The organism is Paraburkholderia sediminicola, from assembly GCF_046026895.1.
GTDB lineage: Bacteria > Pseudomonadota > Gammaproteobacteria > Burkholderiales > Burkholderiaceae > Paraburkholderia > Paraburkholderia sediminicola_C.
The window spans coordinates 62,888-79,108 of record NZ_JAQQEU010000004.1 but is presented as its reverse complement, the minus strand read 5'-3'; the positions used below and the strand labels follow the sequence as shown (position 1 = coordinate 79,108).

Here is a 16,221-nt window from a genome sequence, read left to right as displayed (position 1 = left end):
AGGCCGCCGCGCAATCTTCCCGACATGGAACTTCCGTCACAGCGCTCACCCGGCAGCACGAAACCGCCTGCCCCCAATTCCCTTAGAATGGTTTTCTCGACAGCGTGAGCAAGCATCCGCGCTGCCGTCACGAGAAGCTTGCAAACAAGGGGATGACAGCGTGCCGGGGCACCACGAACAGAACCAAAGCGCACTGCAGCGCAAGCGTGCATTCAGCACACCCAGAACGCAGTCCCCTTGGGGGACCGCGAGACACATTTTCCTGCTGTGCTGCGCGGCGGCATTACTGACCGCCTGCGCGAGCAAGCCGCCCGCCACCGCGTTCGACCGTCCGGTCACGCACGCGCTGCCCGCCACCGCGACCACCCCGCTGCGTACCTCGCTCGCGCCGCTGGAAGCCGCGCATCCGGGGCAGTCGGGTTTTCGCGTGCTGTCCAAGGGCACCGACGCGTTGCAGATGCGCATCGCGCTCGCGCGCGCGGCGACCACAACCCTCGACATGCAGTACTACATCGCCAACGAGGACACCACCGGCAAGCTGCTGCTCGGCGCGGCGCTGTATGCGGCCGATCACGGCGTGCGGGTGCGCATGCTGGTCGACGATCTGAACTTCAAGGACATCGACCGCGTGATGGCGGGTCTGAACTCGCACGACAACATCGAGATCCGCGTGTTCAATCCGTTCGGCAGCGCGCAGGAAGGCGTGTTTCAACGCACCACGAACCTGTTCACGCAGCTCGGCCACTTCACGCGCCGCATGCACAACAAGGCGATGATCGCGGATAACCAGTTGGCGATCGTGGGCGGCCGCAATCTCGGCGACGAGTATTTCAGCGCGAGCGAAACGCTGCAGTTCCGCGACCTCGACGTGCTGGCCGCCGGCCCGATCACCGCCGACATCTCGGCGAGTTTCGACGACTACTGGAATAGCAGCCTTGCGTATCCGCTGCGGGCGCTGAACAAACAGAGGTTCGACGCGAAGGAACTCGATCAGACACGCGACGACTTGGCCAGCACTGGCGCACCAATGCCGATCCATACAACGCAAAACCCCTGAACGCGACGCCGCTCGCGTCGCAGATCACGAGCGAACAACTGGGCCTCATCTGGGCGTCCGCCGAATTCAAGGCCGACCCGCCGGAGAAGATCGAGCATCCGTCGCCGGACTACGTCAGTCCACCGCTGCAGCGGCTGCGCGAATTGGTGCACGACGCGCGCCACGAGTTCCTGATCGTGTCGCCGTACTTCGTGCCGCACGATGCCGGTGTCAAGACGGCCGGCGAGCTGACGCACCGTGGCGTGCGCATCGCCGTGCTGACCAACTCGCTCGCCGCGACCGACGCGGTCGCCGTGCAGGCGGGCTACGGTCCGTATCGCGTACCGCTGCTGCAACAAGGCGTCGAGCTCTACGAATTCAAGCCGCGCCAGGAAACCCCGCCCGCGGGCATCGCCGGCTCGCGTTCGCGCGCCAGCCTGCATGCGAAAACCTATGTGATCGACCACCAGATCCTGGTGATCGGCTCGATGAACCTCGACCCCCGCTCGGCCAATCTGAACACCGAACTGGCGCTGGTGATCCACAGTCCGCAGCTCGCGGACGAGGTCGCGCGGATCTTCGCGCACGGCACCTCGCCCGAGGAAAGCTATCGCGTCACGCTGGCCGACGACGCCCAGCTCGCCTATCTGCGCTCGATCGGCGCGCCGCTCTCGCCGCTCGTGTGGAGCGACGTCGAGAACGGCACGCGCCGCAGCTACATTTTCGATCCCCAAGCCGGGTTATACCGGAACGTGCTAACGGGACTATTCTCCCTATTGCCTGTCAACGCAGAACTTTGAGAAGCGGAGTGAAACATGACCGAAGACGTACGAATGGAGCGTGACACGTTCGGTGAAATCGCCGTGCCGAACGCGCGTCTATGGGGCGCGCAAACTCAGCGCTCGCTGCAGAACTTCCGTATTTCGACCGAGAAGCAGTCGCCCGAGCTGATCACCGCGCTGGCCGTCATCAAGCGCGCGGCCGCCGAGGTGAACCTCGGCCTCGGCGTGCTCGACGAAAGCAAGGCTCGCGCAATCATGCAGGCCGCCGACGAGATCATCGACGGCAAGCATCCGGAGGAATTTCCGCTCGCCGTCTGGCAGACCGGCTCCGGCACGCAGACCAACATGAACCTCAACGAGGTGATCGCGAACCGCGCGAGCGAGTTGCTCGGCGGCGAGCGCGGCGAAGCGCGCAAGGTGCATCCGAACGACGACGTGAATCGCGGGCAATCGTCGAACGACGTGTTCCCGACCGCGATGCATGTGGCCGCAGCGTGTGCGATCGTCAAGCATCTGCTGCCGGCGCTGAAGACGCTGCGCGATACGCTCGACGGCAAGGCGAAGGCGTTTGCCGATATCGTCAAGATTGGCCGCACGCATTTGCAGGACGCCACGCCGCTCACGCTCGGCCAGGAGTTTTCGGGCTATGTCGCGCAACTCGAGCACGGCATCCGTCACGTGGAATCGGCGTTGCCGCATCTGTACGAACTCGCGCAAGGCGGCACCGCGGTCGGCACGGGTCTGAACGCGCATCCGCAGTTCGCCGACAAGGTGGCGGCCGCCATCGGCAAGCTGACCGGCTTGCCGTTCGTGTCGGCGCCGAACAAGTTCGAGGTGATGGCCGCGGCCGACGCGCTGGTGTTCGCGCATGGCGCGTTGAAGACCGTCGCGGCGAGCCTGAACAAGATCGCCAACGACATTCGCTGGCTCGCGAGCGGCCCGCGTTGCGGGCTCGGCGAACTGTCGATTCCGGAAAACGAGCCGGGCAGTTCGATCATGCCGGGCAAGGTCAACCCGACCCAATCCGAAGCGCTGACGATGCTGTGCTCACAGGTGTTCGGCAACGACGTCGCGGTGAATATCGGCGGCGCGAGCGGCAACTTCGAGCTGAACGTGTTCCGGCCGATGATCGCGCACAACGTGCTGCAATCGGTTCGTCTGCTCGCCGACGGCGCGCACAGTTTCAACGACAACTGCGCGGTGGGCATCGAGCCGAACCGCGAGCGCATCGATACTTTGCTAAACGAATCGTTGATGCTGGTGACGGCGCTCAATCCGCACATCGGCTACGACAAGGCCGCGCAGATCGCGAAGAAGGCGCACAAGGAAGGCACCACGCTGAAGGCGGCGGCGCTCGCGCTCGGCTTCGTCACCGAGCAGCAGTTCGACGAATGGGTGCGGCCGAAGGATATGGTCGGAAATTCGGCGGTGTGATTCCGGGCAAGCCGTTGCGCTTGCGGCGCGACGGTCCGGTCCCTCACGCTTGAGGGTTAGCGCCCGCCGCAACTGACGTTGAATCACCGGCTGCGCGAACGCCACGGTTCGCGCGGCCCTCGCGGGCCTTCAGGGGCTCTTGAACAGCGCCCCTGGCACGCGCCGCTTAAATCTTGCCCTGCGCCACTTCGTCCGGCTTCAGTTCGACGATAGCGTCGAGCGCTTCCTTCACGTCTATCGCGTACTTGGCGAGGCGTTTCTGCTCCTCGCTCTGCGGCACGAAAGCGGGTACCGGCACTGGTTGGCCGTTCTCATTGACGGCGACCATCACGATCAGGCAATCGGTGGTTTGCAGCAGCTCGCCGCCCTTCGGATCGCCCGCGTGCACCGAGACGTGAATGTGCATGCTGGTGCGGCCCGTCGCTACGACCCGCGCGCGCAATTCGACCAGATTGCCGACCAGAATCGGCCGGCGAAAGCGAATATTGCCCACGCTGACCGTCACGCAATAGCGTCCCGACCAGACCGCCGAGCACGCATACGCGGTCTCGTCGATCCACTTCATCAGCGCGCCGCCGTGCACCTTGCCGCCGAAGTTGACCGAGCTCGGCTCGGCAAGAAAGCGGAAAGTGGTTTCCGAACGGTCCAGCGGCGCTACGGGAGGGGTGCTCATCTTGACTCCGGTCAATCGGATGCATTGAAAGGGGGCGATTATACGAGCGCAATATTGACGGCGTGGCAGCTTTGGACGGCCTGCGCCGCCGAATCTTTGCGGGTGAGCGCGCGAGTCTTTCGACCAGCTTTCGATTAGGTTTTCGCTCGAGGTGAGCGGCGCTCGCGTGGGATCGTGCGCTTATTTGTGGAAGCTGATCCCTTCGTCGATCGTGCCGTACATGTTGATGCTGCCGGAGCCGGAGCCGGCGCCGGACCCGGCGCCGCCCAGCGCGCAGGCGGAGAAAAGCAGGACTGCGGCGGCGACGGCAAGAAAAGTTTTCATGACAACGTGTTCCTGCATAGACAGGCTTCGATTCTAGCCTGTCAGGCCGTCGTGCTGCCGCGACGCCGGCCGGCGCGGCGCAGCGCGGCACCCCCGCCGATACGACTCCCGCCCCGCACCGCCGGATTTTCGTGGCCGCCGCATGCCATTGTTCACGCTAAGCTGAAACATCGAATAGCACAGCCCGTTACAGTGGACTTGATGGCGCTTCGCGCGCCGCCCTTGGAGACACCCGATGGCCGCCACCCTCACTGACGAATCGAACCATTTTCCAGGCCTCAGCCGGATCGGCGCGCTGCTCGCCGATCCGGGCCGCGCCGCGATGCTGTGGGCGCTGATGGACGGCAGCGCCCGCCCCGCCGGCGAACTCACGATGATCGCGGGACTCTCGCCGTCGGCGGCCAGTGCGCATCTCGCGCGCCTCACCGACGGCGGCCTGCTCGCGCTCGAAGTGCGCGGCCGGCATCGCTACTTCCGGATCGCGTCGCCCGACATTGCCGCGTCGATCGAGGCGCTCGCCAACGTCGCGCAAGTCAGCGCGCCGCAGCGCGCGACGCCGCGTCCGGCGCGCACCGTGCCGCTCGACATGCGCTACGCCCGCACCTGCTACGACCACATGGCGGGCGAGTTGTCGGTACAGGTGTTCGAACGGCTGGTCGAGCGCGGTCTGCTGACGCTGCACGGCACGACGCTCGAGGCCACCGCCGACGGCGCCGCGCGCTTCGCCGAATGGGGCATCGACCTGTCCGCCCAGAAGAGCCGCCGGCGCCGCTTCGCATGCACGTGCCCCGACTGGAGCGAGCGGCGTCCGCATCTTGGCGGCGCACTCGGCGCGGCGTTGCTCGACGCGTGGTCGGCGCACGGCTGGATCGAGCGGACCGAGCGGCCGCGCATCCTGCGCGTCACGCCGGCCGGCCACCGTCATTTCGATGCGTTTCTCGCGGCGTGAGTCGTCCGCCGGTGCGAGCGGCGACTGCGGCGACTGCGTCGTGAACCCGCCAACCGCTGCATCAAAACCGGCAACCCGCCGGGCGCGAGATTTTTTGTTACACGCCGATAGCGTGGCCTTACAAAAGTGGGGGTCTTGAAACAAACGCCACGAGTAGAGTGACTTACGGACCGAGCAGATCGCCGCGTCCGTTGGAGATAAGTCATGAGAACCGTCACCGCCCGCCCCCCTTCGACGCACCGCTTGCCGGGCTACACACTGATCGCCGCCGCCGTCCTGCTGTGCGCCGCGCAAGTTGCTTGGGCGCAGGACATGCCGTCGGCGCCGCAGGACGCCGCGACCAGCCAGAATACCGACCCGCCGGGGCGCATCGCGCGGCTGAACTACACCGCCGGCACCGTGACCACCGAGCCCGCCGGCGCCACCGACTGGACCTACGCACAGATCAACCGCCCGCTCACCACCGGCGACCAGCTCTGGAACGACCAGAACGCGCGCTCCGAGCTGCACATCGGCTCGACGGCGGTGCGACTCGGCGAGTCCACCAGCCTCGACGTGCTCAATCTCGACGACAACAGCGCCCAGCTGAAAGTCGCGCAGGGCACCTTGTCGACCCGCGTGCGCGAACTGCCGCCGGGATCGTCGTATGAAATCGACACGCCGAACATCGCGCTCGGCGTGAACGGTCCCGGCGACTACCGTGTCGACGTCGCGCCGGACGGCAGCAGCACCACCGTCACCGTGCGCAGCGGCAGCGCGACCGTGTACGGCGACAGCGGCGAGGTGCCCGTCACGGCCGGCCGGCAGATCCGCTTCGGCGGCACGAACCTGCAACAGCTCGCCGACAACCAGGTGCCCGGCCTCGACAGCCTCGATCAATGGGCCGTGAGCCGCGATGGCGCGGAGGACCGCTCGGTGTCGGCACAGTACGTGTCGCGCGACGTGCCCGGTTATCAGGATCTCGATGCCAACGGCACGTGGCGCAGCAGTCCGCAATACGGCGAGGTGTGGGTGCCGCGCGCCACGCCCGCCGGCTGGGCGCCCTACCATGACGGCCATTGGGTCTGGCAGGCGCCGTGGGGCTGGACCTGGGTCGACGACCAGCCGTGGGGCTTCGCGCCGTACCACTACGGCCGCTGGGTGCAGATGGACGACACGTGGGCGTGGGTGCCGGGACCGGTCGTAGCCGACGCGCCGCCGGTCTACGCGCCGGCCCTGGCCGCCTTCGTCGGCGACGACGAAGGCGGTGGCGTGCCCGACTGGGGCGTGAATCTGGCGGTCGGCGGGATCGTGGCGGCCGGCGTCGCGTGGTTCCCGCTCGGCCCGGGCGAGCGGTGGCATCCGCATTGGGGTGGCCACGATCACTGGAGCGAGGGTTACTACAACCGCGTCAACCGGAACGCGTTCGTCAACCAGTACAACCGCAACGTGAACATCCATAACACCTACGTCAACTATCGCGGGCGCGGCGGCCTGACTGCCGTGCCGGCGACGGCGTTCGTGCACGGGCAGCCGGTCGGACGCTTCGCGCAGAAGGTCGATCCGGGGCAGTGGCACAACGCGCGGTTCAACCCGGGCGGGCCGGGGATCGCGCCGGTGCGGGAGAGCTTCGGGCCGGGTCTGCGCAATGCGAATTACAGGCCGCCGGCGGGCGTGATTGCGCGTCCGGTGGTGGCGACGCGCAGTCCCGCGATGCCGCCTGCTTATCACGACAGCCTCGCGCAGCGTTTCGCGCAAAGCGGCGGACGGGTGCCGGGCGGCGGTCAGCCTATCGTGCGGACTTCGGTGTCCGCGCACATGGCGGGCGGGCGGGGCGCGTTGCCGGCGCAAAACGTGCGGGTCGTCCAGTCGCATATCGCCGGACGGCCGCCGGGCGCGGCGGCGGGTGCGCCGATGCCTGGTGCGCCCAATGGTACGCAACAGGCGGGACAGCAGGCGGCACAGCGGCCCGGCGAAGTTGCCGGCGCCGCTCAGGCGCCGCATGCGGGCGAGCCGCAAGTTCGACCTGGGACGCCGCCGCCGATGGTCGGCAATCAGCACACGCAGCAGCCGGGCGCCATGGCGCATCCGACGAATGGCGTGCCGAGGCCGCCGCAAGCGGCTGGCGGCAACCCGGCGGGTTACGCGCAGGAGCATGGGATGGGGATCCCGCAGCAGGCGGGTCGGCAGCCGGGTGCGAATGGCGGCCACGAGCCGGTGTGGACGCAGCCGCATGCGCCGATGGCGCAGCAGCGTGGCGGTCCGCAGGAGCGGCCGGGTTTCGGCCAGCAGCCCGGCGCCAATGTGCAGGCGAACGCGGGGATGCAACAGCATGCCGTGCCGCGTCCGGCGGAAAATCCGGCGATGCAGCAGCAGGCGCGCGAGCAGGAGTTTCAGGCGCGGCAGCAGGCGCAACGGCAAGCTGACATGCAGGCACAGCAGCGGCGTCAGGAGCCTCGTCCACAGCCGATGCAGATGGCACGGCCGGAGCCACAGCCGCAACCGGTGCAACAGCAGCAGCCGCGTTTTGAGCCACGGCCGCAACAGGTACAACAGCCGCGGCCAGAGCCACGGCCGCAACAGGTTCAGCAAGCGCGACCTGAACCACGGCCGCAGTCGGTCCAGCAGCCGCGCCCCGAACCGCGTCCGCAGCAGGTCCAGCAGCCGCGCCCCGAACCGCGTCCGCAGCAGGTCCAGCAGCCGCGCCCCGAACCGCGTCCGCAGCAGGTCCAGCCGCCGCGCCCGCAACCACAACCGCAGCAGCAACACGTCGAGCAACATCCCGGCGGCGGCAACCGCGACGAGCATCACAAGAGCTGAGCGCCGCCGACCTAAGATCCGTTGCCGCCTGCCGCGCGTGACGGCGCACGCAAGCGGCAGCGTAAAAAAACCCGCGATTCTCACATCGCGGGTTTTTTCTTTGCACGACTGAAACCGGTCGCCGGCGCGCGCTCAAATCGCCATAGGCGCGGTCAACGGCTCGTGGTGCCGATAGCCGACCAGCGAGAAATCCGCCGGCTCGATCTTCTCCAGCCACTCGGGTTCATAGACGCCGGTTTTCGCGTACTCCGGCACGCGATCCGAAATCGCCAGAGTCGGGCTCGCATAAGGCTCACGCGTGAGCTGCTGCTGCAACATATCGAGCTGGTTCTCGTAGATGTGCGCATCGCCGATGAAATACGTGAACCAGCGCGGCGTGTACCCCGTCAGGCGTCCGACCAGATGCAGCAACGCCGCGCCTTCGGTCAGGTTGAACGGCGTGCCGAGCCCGACATCGTTGCTGCGAATGTACAGACACAGCGAGATTTCACGGCGCGCGACGTTCGGCAGAAATTGGTAAAGCAGATGGCAAGCCGGCAGCGCGATCTGATCCAACACCGCCGGGTTCCACGCATGAAACAGAATGCGCCGGTCGGCGGGGTTCTGCATGATCGTATCGAGACACTGGCGCAACTGATCGATCGCCTTGTAGAGCAGCACCTTAGGGCTGCCGTCTTCTTCGAATCCGGTCACCACCTGGAAGCCGCGCGCGCTGGCGTCGGCAAGCTGCGCGCTCGCACCGGCGTCGAGCACCTTGTACGCCGGCCACTGGCGCCACTGCACGCCGTACACGTCGCCGAGGTCGTCCGGGCCCTGCCGGTACGGATTGGCGAGCCATTGCGGATTCTGGTTGGCGTTCGCATCCCACACCTTGCAGCCGAGGTCGCGGAAATCCGCGGCGCTGCGCGACGCGCGCAGAAACCCGACCAGTTCCCCCACTGCCGACTTGAACGCGAGCTTTTTCGTGGTGACTGCGGGAAACCCCTGCTGGAGATCGAAGCGCAACATCGCGCCCGGCATGCTGATGGTGCGGATGCCGGTGCGGTTCTCCTGCCACGTGCCGGTGTCGAGAATCGTGCGAACGAGGTCCAAGTATTGTTTCATGCGGGTTCCTTCGACGCGGCGCCCGCGCAATGTCGATGCGCGCGCCACGGGGATTGAGCGGAAAACCCGATTTTAACAAGCGCGGCAGCTCGCCGCCTTGTCGCGGCAAGCAGTGGAGAAAATATGGCTGGAGAAGTGGCCTTGAAAGAAAAGCGTGATGACCGACAGACGGGCGCGGGCGGGCAAGGAGGGCTCTCGTTGCGAGGACCCGCGTGAAGCGCAAGCGCGTCAGCCGGCCCAACAAGCCAGTCAAACGCGATAGCGAGGCCCCCGCCCTCCCGGCGCGTAAGAACCAACGCGCCTGATGAGCCCTGAAAAGCCCCCAAGGCGCCGCGCCGCCCCCGCCTCAGCAAAGGCCCGCAACCCGCCTAAAGATGCGGCACAGAAGCCGGCAAATCACCATGCCGCGTGGACAGCGGCTCGCCTTCCATATGGCGCATCCCATGCGAGCACAGCAGCCGATACAGCGTCACGCGCGAGATGCCGAGTTCCTGCGCGGCGTCGCCAAGCCGCCCGCGATGACGCAATAGCGCGAGTTCGATCGCCTGACGCTCGGCCGCCTCACGCGCCTGCGCGAGCGACACCGGCACGATCTCGACATACTCGGCCAGTTCGAGATCGCGCGCCGTGATCGCGCGGCCCTCGGACATCACGATTGCGCGCCGCACCCGATTGATCAGCTCGCGCACATTGCCAGGCCAGCCGTAGTTGTGAAGCGCCGCGATCGCATCGGGCGCGAAGCCGCGCAAGCGGCGGCTCGCATCCTTCTTGAAACGTTCCAGCATGTGCCGCGCAAGCAACTCGATGTCCTTGCCGCGCGCGCGCAGCGGCGGCTCGTCGATCTGCAGCACGCATAGCCGGTGATAGAGGTCGGAACGAAAACGCCCTTCGATCATCGCCGCGGTCATGTCGACGTGGGTCGCCGAAATGATCCGCACGTCCACGTCGATCGCGCCGTGGCCGCCCAGCCGCTCGACCTTGCGCTCCTGCAGGAAGCGCAACAGGCTCGCCTGGCTCTCGAGCGGCAGATCGCCGATTTCGTCGAGAAACAAGGTGCCGCCGTTGGCCGCTTCCACCCGGCCGATCTTGCGCTGATTGGCGCCGGTGAACGCGCCGCGCTCATACCCGAATAGTTCCGATTGCAGCAGATGCGGCGGGATCGCGCCGCAGTTGATCGGCACGAAAGGCGCATTGCGCCGCGCCGAGCGTTCGTGAATCGCGACCGCCGTCAGTTCCTTGCCGGTGCCCGATTCGCCCGAGATGAACACCGGCGCGTCGGTCATCGCCACTTTGCGGATCGAGCGGAATAGCGCGAGCATGGCGTCGCACGAGCCGACCATTTCGCCTTCGGCGCCTTGCGAGCCATCGTTCGACGCCGGCTCGCCCAGCGAGATCATGCCGTACGCGTGCCCGACGGAATCGACGATGCGGTCGCCCGAATACGGCACCGTCACATAGTCGAAACAATAGTCGCGCACGAGCCGGCGCAAAGCGGCGTCACGCAGCTGGCCGGGCATGGTGGCTGCCACCCAGCCGACGTTCGGCATGGTCAGGCAGGACTCGAAAGCGGCAATTTCGTGCGGCTGGAAATCGCTGGAAAGATCGAGCAGGCCGCCCGCCGCCGTTCCGGCGCGAACCGCGCGGCGCGCGTCGCGCGCCGATCCCACGACTTCGACATGCCAGCCGCGCTGATGAAACCTGGTATTCAACTCCGCGCTCGGATCGCGTGAAACGTAAATCAGTTGCCGCGTTGCGGGTTCCATTATTCAGATCCTCTCGTCAACGAACGTTAAGGATGACGCACGCACCTGAACTGCAATTCAGACACGCTGACTCAATCGGGATTCGCGCATAGCAAAACCCGAACGGCCATTCCATTCCGTGCGGACAGCTGATCCCCAAGAAAGCGGCGTGTGTGTTTGAGACGGCCTGTTAGCGGCCTTTTTTAAATCTGAAGTTGTTTTCGAGAGCTTACTATACGTCCGCCGCTTCGAAAACAATTATACGAATTTAATCACGGAGTCCTTTACCACGAAGGCTCGGCGCTTGATAACCATTTATTCAGCCGACGAATAATACATTAGTGGAAGCGCTTTCCTGGCGTTCACCCGAAGGTAGTTTGTACCCGCCGGATTAACGATTTATAGGTATTTTGTGCCTACCGTTTCAGCCCTGAAACGTTTTTGTCCGATTTGTCGAATAACGCTCCCTGGTATGTAGATCGCATCCCTACGCATCAATGGATTGCGAGCGATGGCACACGTTTCGCTAAATGCCATGCACCAAGGAGAGACATCATGCGACTCGCTTCCCGCATCGACCCCATCGGCGTCGCAGCCTGCGCGGCCCTGTGCGCGGCAATCGCCTTGATCGTGCTGCCCGCCGAGGTCCATGCCCAGGCAGCACAGTCCCGATCCGCCACGCTGGCGGATTTCGCCGGGACCCGCCTCGAGGGCGACCGCGTCGCCGCAGCCTCGTCGGAGTGGACGCCCGGCGCGGCCAGCGAATTCGGCCGCCTCACGAACGATGCGCTGGGCGCGCCCGCCGATGCTGCATCCGTGAACGATATTTCTCTCGACGACCAGGTGCTGGCGCGCCAGCGCGGCGGCGCGGTCGGGATGTTGATGGTCGCCGCGACACCGCAGCTCATGCGCGGCAGCAGCGGCGGGCGCGTGACGCTGTGGGACGAGATCGCTCCGCCCTCGCCGTTGCCGATCCCGGTCGACGCCGCGCGCGCCGCGCGCGCCGCCCAAGGCAACGTCGCCACGTACCAGAGGAAGTAGAGCGAACAGATTGCGATGCAACAGAGGCAGCGCGGAAACGAAAACATCGCGCGCCGCGAACACAAAAAGAAAGGACCGAGACATGACTACCTCCATCCGGACGCCGCGCGCGCATGGCGCGTCGGCGGCGTCACCACCCGTCGCCCCCACGGGACTCCCGGCGGCTCTCGCAAGCGCACTCGTCCTGCTCACCGTATGTTTTGCCGACAGCGCGACCGCCCAACAGGTCGTCAATCCGGGCGACATCGTCGTCGAGCGCACGGTCACGCCGCGCGACGCCTTCGTCCCCGTGCCGCGCGACCAGGACCCGGTCGCGGTGCGCGCTACCACTTTCCCGGCCAACTCGTTCAATCCGGCCATCGCGCAACTCGTGGGCGACACCGATCTAACGAACGCGCATGGGTCAAGTGGCGTGGCCACGGGCGGCGCACTCGGCGGCCCCGGTATGCAGGCGGTCGCGCAGATCCTCAGCGGCAAGGCCACCGGCAACAACGTCGCGCTCAACGCCGGCGGCATCGGCGGGCCGACGGCGGGCATTGGCGGCGCCATCAGCTCATCGGTGACGGGAGCGCTCGCGCCGCTGTCGAATGCACTGGGCGGCGCGCTCGGAGGCTTGAAATGAGCCCGCTCCGAGTCACGTCGCTGCACGCGGCGCTATGCGTGTGCCTGAGCGGCGCCGCGTTCGCAGCGAGCCACGCGCACGCGCAAGCGGTGCCGGCCATCAGCGCCGGCTCGACCATGGCCAACGGCGCGGGCGCCGGCGTAATCGGCGCGTTCACGGTCAACCAGACAGCCGGTCTCGACAACGCGCAGGCCAACCAGATCACGATCACGAACGGCGGCGCGGTGGGCAACGAGAACGCCAGCGTGCAAAGCGCGTCGGTGGCCGCGCGTGTCACGGCGGCGCGGGCGTCGATCGAAGCCAATGCTTTTTCGAATACTTCCGGCGCGGTGCTGGTGAACCAGTCCGCCGGAGCAGGGAATCTGCAGCGCAATAGCACCCTGTTGGGGACTGCGGCGCTCGGAGTCGAGACCGTCTCGGATGGGGAGCTATCCGCGACGGCCCCGAAAAACGGCGGTCCGGGTCAATCCATCGGGGTTCATGGCGTACGCGAGACGAGCGTTTCCAGCGATGCCTTCAAGAATGTCAGCGGGATCGTCCAGATCAACCAGACAGCCGGCGCTGGTAATGCCACGGCAAACAGTTTTGTGCTCCGTCCCCCGGCGGGCACTTTTTTTAACTGACCACACTTAAAGTATCGGAGCGAATCATGAAGCGCACTCTCATTGCCGCAGCCGTTCTCGTCGCCGCGTCCGGCAGCGCGTTAGCCGCACCGCAAAATGCCTATCTGTTCAACTCGATGCTGGTCGGCGATGCAATCGGCGTCGAAGGCATGGTCGGACTGTATGGTTGCGTGCACGTGTCCAGCACGGCCGGCGCAGTGGTCAACAACAACCAGTCGGTCAGCGTGAACGCGTCGCTCGTCGCGGCAGCGCAGAACTACATGAGCGGCAGCGTGGCGACCACCTACAACAACCGCGCGATCTCGGTCAAAGGCAGCGGCGCGGCTTTCGCCGTGCTGACGCAAAGCCATTCGTCGATGAACTCGAGCTCGCAAGGCTTCCAGGCACCGGGCGGCTATGCGTACGGCAACCAGAGCGCGTCGGTGGCGGGTGGCGGCTATGAAACCAGCCAGCAGGCCGCCGGCATCGCAGGCGGCTTCATCCTTACCCGCTCCAACTCCGGCGGCCATATCTCGGCCGGTGGCTCGATCGGCGGCGGCTACAACTATCAGGCCCACAACACTCCGTCGCACGGCAGCGGCTCGTTCAGCGCCGGTGGCGGCCTGCGCGCCGACTACAACCAGTCGAGCTACGCCAACATGTCGGGCGTGGCCGGCGGCATCGAAGCCACCGAAGCGTCCGGTCAGGGCCGCGTATGGGGCTTCCGCGCGAACGAAGGCTCGGGCTTCGCGGCGCTCGGCGAACACTCGTCCGGCTACACGGCGACCCGCTCGTCGTCCACCGACGTCTACGGCGCAGCCTTTGGCATCGACGCCAGCCTGGCCACGACCGACGTGAGGACCACCGGCACGGTCACCCAGTACTACAACAACCAGGCGGCCGGCACGCTGAACGCCACCACCGGCAACAACGCGGCCAGCGGTGTGTCGGGCAACCTCGGCATCAACATCGCGGAAGGCATCAGCAACGCGCAGAGCAACGACGTGTCGCTCGCGTCGGTGGACATCGGCAACGTGTTCGGCAACGCGCAGGTGTTCAACACGCAAGCGTCGAGCGGCACCGCCCAGATCAACAACTTCAATCTGAACGCGTCGATCGGGGATGGCTCGCTATCGGGTGTGACGGGCAATGTCGGGGTCAACGTCGCCTCGGGTATCGGCAACGTGCAGAACAACAGCCTCGCCGGTGCAGTGACGACGACCAAGCCGGGCAAAGCGATGACCACGGCAATGGTCGCCACGGATGACAACTCGCAAACCGCCGCCATGACGGTGGTGGGTCAATTCCAGGGCACCGCGATGCTGGGCGCCAACTCGCTCGCCGGCGCGTCCGGCAACATCGGCGTGAACATCGCGGGCGGCGCGGGCAACCTGCAGCACAACGGCCTCGCTATCGCGGCGCTGAACAGCGGTAAATAAGCCGGCGGCACCGACCGACGGCAGGCAGAAGAAGTCAGAAAAGCAGTAAAGGGGCACGCGCCGGCAGCGATCGCAGCGGCCGGTGCGTACACCGCGGGAGACCAACATGTACGGGTTCAAGGGGTTCCCGGCGCTACAGTTCGCCGTAGCGCTGGCAGGCTGCATGCTGTGCGTGGACCACACTTGCGCACAGTCGAGCATCGACACGTCCAGATTCGCGGGCGCGCCGTTGACGAAGACGGTTCATTCGATGAAGGACATCCGTTATAGCCACATCGTCAACCAGCAGTTCGACTTCAGCTGCGGCGCGGCGGCGCTCGCCACCCTCCTCAAGTTCGCCTACGGCATCGACATTCCGGAGACCGAACTGATCCGCCGGATGATGGTTTTCTCGACGCCCGACGTCGTTGTCCAGAACGGCTTCTCGATGCTCGACATGAAGAAGTTCGTCGAGACCATCGGTTTGCGCGGCCGCGGCTTTCGCGTGAACACCGACGCTCTCCACCATTTGCAGATTCCCGTGATGGTTCTGATGAACATCGACGGGTACGAGCATTTCGTGATCGTCAAGCATGCGCAGGACGGCCGCGTGTTCATCGCGGACCCGGCGCTCGGCAATCGCGTCGTGCTCGAAGAGGACTTCGCGAAGACCTGGAACGGTCTCGTGTTCGCGGTCCTCGGCAAACCATTCAGGGAGGACTCACCGCTGTTGCAGGACAACGAGTCGCTCGCGCTGAAGCTGCGCGCCAGCGCGCTGGCCAACGGCACGGCTGCGACTCCTTTTGTCGAGTACGGCTTGAACAAGGCAGACCTGTTCTGACCCAATCATGAAGCAATACCTCACCCAGCTCGGCCTTGCCCTCTGCGCCATCACGTGCGGCGCAACCGGCAGCGCCCATGCGTCACAAGGCGCCGGCTCGCCACCCGTGCCCGAGTTTCCCGCTTCACGCGAAGCCGACGCCGCAGCCGTCAAGGTGCAGAGGGTCGGCGATGACGTCCTTGCCAATCAGACCGGCAAATATGCCGGCGCCTCGATGATTTCCGGTTTCGTTCTGAATGTTCTTTCGCAATGGCAATTGCCCAACGGCGTGACAGCCCTCGCCCAAGGCACGCTCGCCGCGGCCCAGAACACGGCCGGTCAGATCTCCACCTCCGTCAGCACGCTTGCGAGCGTGACGGGCGGCGGCCCCGGCGGCAACGGGGCCAATCCCGACGCTCGGGTCAACGGCGGACAAAGCATTGCGGTCAACGGAGTTTCGCAGGTCACTCAGGTGGGCGGTGATCGCAACAGCGGCGTGAACTCCGCGCTGATCGACTTCAACAATCGCGCCGTGACGCTCGCGGGCGCCGCCAACGCACCGTCAGCAGCGGCCAGCAACTCGACCGGCTCCGTCAAAGCCGGCATTACGTTCGGCAGCGACGGCGTGCGCATCGCGCTGCAGACGCCGGCTGGGCTCGCCACCCAGACCATCGCGCCAGGCAACGGGCGGATCGCCCAGTTGCTGCAGATTGCAGGCAATAACCAGCAAGTCGCCAACGCATTGCAGTTGCATCTGCAGACCCAGCAGATGCCGACCTCGATGATCCGTCAGTTAGGCGTACTACAAGCTCTGCAAAACAGGAGATGACCAGGCGGGCCGCCACCCGCCATCGAGCAGGACAGCAGCACAGCAG

General features: G+C 65.9%; 13 protein-coding genes and 1 pseudogene. 10 read left to right on the top strand and 4 right to left on the bottom strand.

The window, feature by feature from the left end:
• Positions 1–160: 160 nt before the first annotated feature.
• Both PQR02_RS04395 and fumC read left to right on the top strand, forming a co-directional pair.
• A pseudogene (locus tag PQR02_RS04395) lies at positions 161–1,836 on the top strand (phospholipase D family protein).
• Between the two features lie 15 nt (positions 1,837–1,851).
• Positions 1,852–3,252, top strand: coding sequence for a class II fumarate hydratase (fumC, locus tag PQR02_RS04390; RefSeq protein ID WP_408226020.1), 1,401 nt, complete (start codon positions 1,852–1,854; stop codon positions 3,250–3,252).
• Positions 3,253–3,418: 166 nt separating this feature from the next.
• On the opposite strand, the gene PQR02_RS04385 is transcribed toward fumC, so the two are convergent.
• Together PQR02_RS04385 and PQR02_RS04380 are read right to left on the bottom strand one after the other, a co-directional pair.
• A complete protein-coding gene (locus tag PQR02_RS04385; protein WP_408226017.1) occupies positions 3,419–3,925 on the bottom strand; it encodes an acyl-CoA thioesterase in 507 nt (168 codons plus the stop codon).
• 180 nt (positions 3,926–4,105) lie between these two features.
• Complete coding sequence (locus tag PQR02_RS04380; protein WP_408226014.1) at positions 4,106–4,249, bottom strand: hypothetical protein; 144 nt, start codon at positions 4,247–4,249, stop codon at positions 4,106–4,108.
• A 235-nt stretch (positions 4,250–4,484) separates the two neighbouring features.
• On the opposite strand from PQR02_RS04380, the gene PQR02_RS04375 reads away from it, so the two are divergent.
• Both PQR02_RS04375 and PQR02_RS04370 read left to right on the top strand, forming a co-directional pair.
• Positions 4,485–5,198, top strand: coding sequence for an ArsR/SmtB family transcription factor (locus PQR02_RS04375; protein ID WP_408226011.1), 714 nt, complete (start codon positions 4,485–4,487; stop codon positions 5,196–5,198).
• 204 nt (positions 5,199–5,402) lie between these two features.
• Positions 5,403–7,997: a DUF6600 domain-containing protein gene (locus tag PQR02_RS04370; protein ID WP_408226008.1), complete on the top strand. Its 2,595-nt coding sequence runs from the start codon at positions 5,403–5,405 to the stop codon at positions 7,995–7,997.
• Positions 7,998–8,129: 132 nt separating this feature from the next.
• Here the strand turns inward: PQR02_RS04370 and PQR02_RS04365 are convergent, their stop codons facing one another.
• Complete coding sequence (locus PQR02_RS04365; protein WP_408226005.1) at positions 8,130–9,101, bottom strand: thymidylate synthase; 972 nt, start codon at positions 9,099–9,101, stop codon at positions 8,130–8,132.
• Positions 9,102–9,469: 368 nt separating this feature from the next.
• The gene (locus PQR02_RS04360; protein WP_408226002.1) at positions 9,470–10,864 is read right to left on the bottom strand and encodes a sigma-54 dependent transcriptional regulator; all 1,395 of its coding nucleotides are present in this window, start codon (positions 10,862–10,864) and stop codon (positions 9,470–9,472) included.
• A 534-nt stretch (positions 10,865–11,398) separates the two neighbouring features.
• Between PQR02_RS04360 and PQR02_RS04355 the strand changes: the two genes are divergently transcribed.
• The 6 genes from PQR02_RS04355 (at position 11,399) to PQR02_RS04330 (ending at position 16,175) form a co-directional block, all read left to right on the top strand.
• Positions 11,399–11,884: a hypothetical protein gene (locus tag PQR02_RS04355; protein ID WP_408225999.1), complete on the top strand. Its 486-nt coding sequence runs from the start codon at positions 11,399–11,401 to the stop codon at positions 11,882–11,884.
• Between the two features lie 82 nt (positions 11,885–11,966).
• Positions 11,967–12,506 (top strand): FapA family amyloid fibril periplasmic chaperone, encoded by a 540-nt coding sequence (locus PQR02_RS04350; RefSeq protein ID WP_408225996.1) that lies wholly within the window; start codon positions 11,967–11,969, stop codon positions 12,504–12,506.
• The gene (locus tag PQR02_RS04345; protein ID WP_408225993.1) at positions 12,503–13,129 is read left to right on the top strand and encodes a FapB/FapC family functional amyloid domain-containing protein; all 627 of its coding nucleotides are present in this window, start codon (positions 12,503–12,505) and stop codon (positions 13,127–13,129) included. Before PQR02_RS04350 ends, PQR02_RS04345 begins: the two co-directional genes overlap by 4 nt.
• A gap of 26 nt (positions 13,130–13,155) precedes the next feature.
• A complete protein-coding gene (locus PQR02_RS04340; protein ID WP_408225990.1) occupies positions 13,156–14,547 on the top strand; it encodes a FapB/FapC family functional amyloid domain-containing protein in 1,392 nt (463 codons plus the stop codon).
• Positions 14,548–14,653: 106 nt separating this feature from the next.
• Complete coding sequence (locus tag PQR02_RS04335) at positions 14,654–15,367, top strand: C39 family peptidase (RefSeq protein WP_408225987.1); 714 nt, start codon at positions 14,654–14,656, stop codon at positions 15,365–15,367.
• 7 nt (positions 15,368–15,374) lie between these two features.
• Entirely contained in the window at positions 15,375–16,175 is an 801-nt protein-coding gene (locus tag PQR02_RS04330; RefSeq protein WP_408225984.1) for a peptidase C39, read from the top strand.
• The last annotated feature ends 46 nt before the right edge of the window (positions 16,176–16,221 follow it).

What these genes read in the sequence shown, in the direction of transcription:
- fumC (WP_408226020.1), top strand. Translation starts at nt 1,852, where the DNA reads ATGACCGAAGACGTACGAATGGAGCGTGACACGTTCGGTGAAATCGCC.
- PQR02_RS04385 (WP_408226017.1), bottom strand. Translation starts at nt 3,925, where the DNA reads ATGAGCACCCCTCCCGTAGCGCCGCTGGACCGTTCGGAAACCACTTTC.
- PQR02_RS04380 (WP_408226014.1), bottom strand. Translation starts at nt 4,249, where the DNA reads ATGAAAACTTTTCTTGCCGTCGCCGCCGCAGTCCTGCTTTTCTCCGCC.
- PQR02_RS04375 (WP_408226011.1), top strand. Translation starts at nt 4,485, where the DNA reads ATGGCCGCCACCCTCACTGACGAATCGAACCATTTTCCAGGCCTCAGC.
- PQR02_RS04370 (WP_408226008.1), top strand. Translation starts at nt 5,403, where the DNA reads ATGAGAACCGTCACCGCCCGCCCCCCTTCGACGCACCGCTTGCCGGGC.
- PQR02_RS04365 (WP_408226005.1), bottom strand. Translation starts at nt 9,101, where the DNA reads ATGAAACAATACTTGGACCTCGTTCGCACGATTCTCGACACCGGCACG.
- PQR02_RS04360 (WP_408226002.1), bottom strand. Translation starts at nt 10,864, where the DNA reads ATGGAACCCGCAACGCGGCAACTGATTTACGTTTCACGCGATCCGAGC.
- PQR02_RS04355 (WP_408225999.1), top strand. Translation starts at nt 11,399, where the DNA reads ATGCGACTCGCTTCCCGCATCGACCCCATCGGCGTCGCAGCCTGCGCG.
- PQR02_RS04350 (WP_408225996.1), top strand. Translation starts at nt 11,967, where the DNA reads ATGACTACCTCCATCCGGACGCCGCGCGCGCATGGCGCGTCGGCGGCG.
- PQR02_RS04345 (WP_408225993.1), top strand. Translation starts at nt 12,503, where the DNA reads ATGAGCCCGCTCCGAGTCACGTCGCTGCACGCGGCGCTATGCGTGTGC.
- PQR02_RS04340 (WP_408225990.1), top strand. Translation starts at nt 13,156, where the DNA reads ATGAAGCGCACTCTCATTGCCGCAGCCGTTCTCGTCGCCGCGTCCGGC.
- PQR02_RS04335 (WP_408225987.1), top strand. Translation starts at nt 14,654, where the DNA reads ATGTACGGGTTCAAGGGGTTCCCGGCGCTACAGTTCGCCGTAGCGCTG.
- PQR02_RS04330 (WP_408225984.1), top strand. Translation starts at nt 15,375, where the DNA reads ATGAAGCAATACCTCACCCAGCTCGGCCTTGCCCTCTGCGCCATCACG.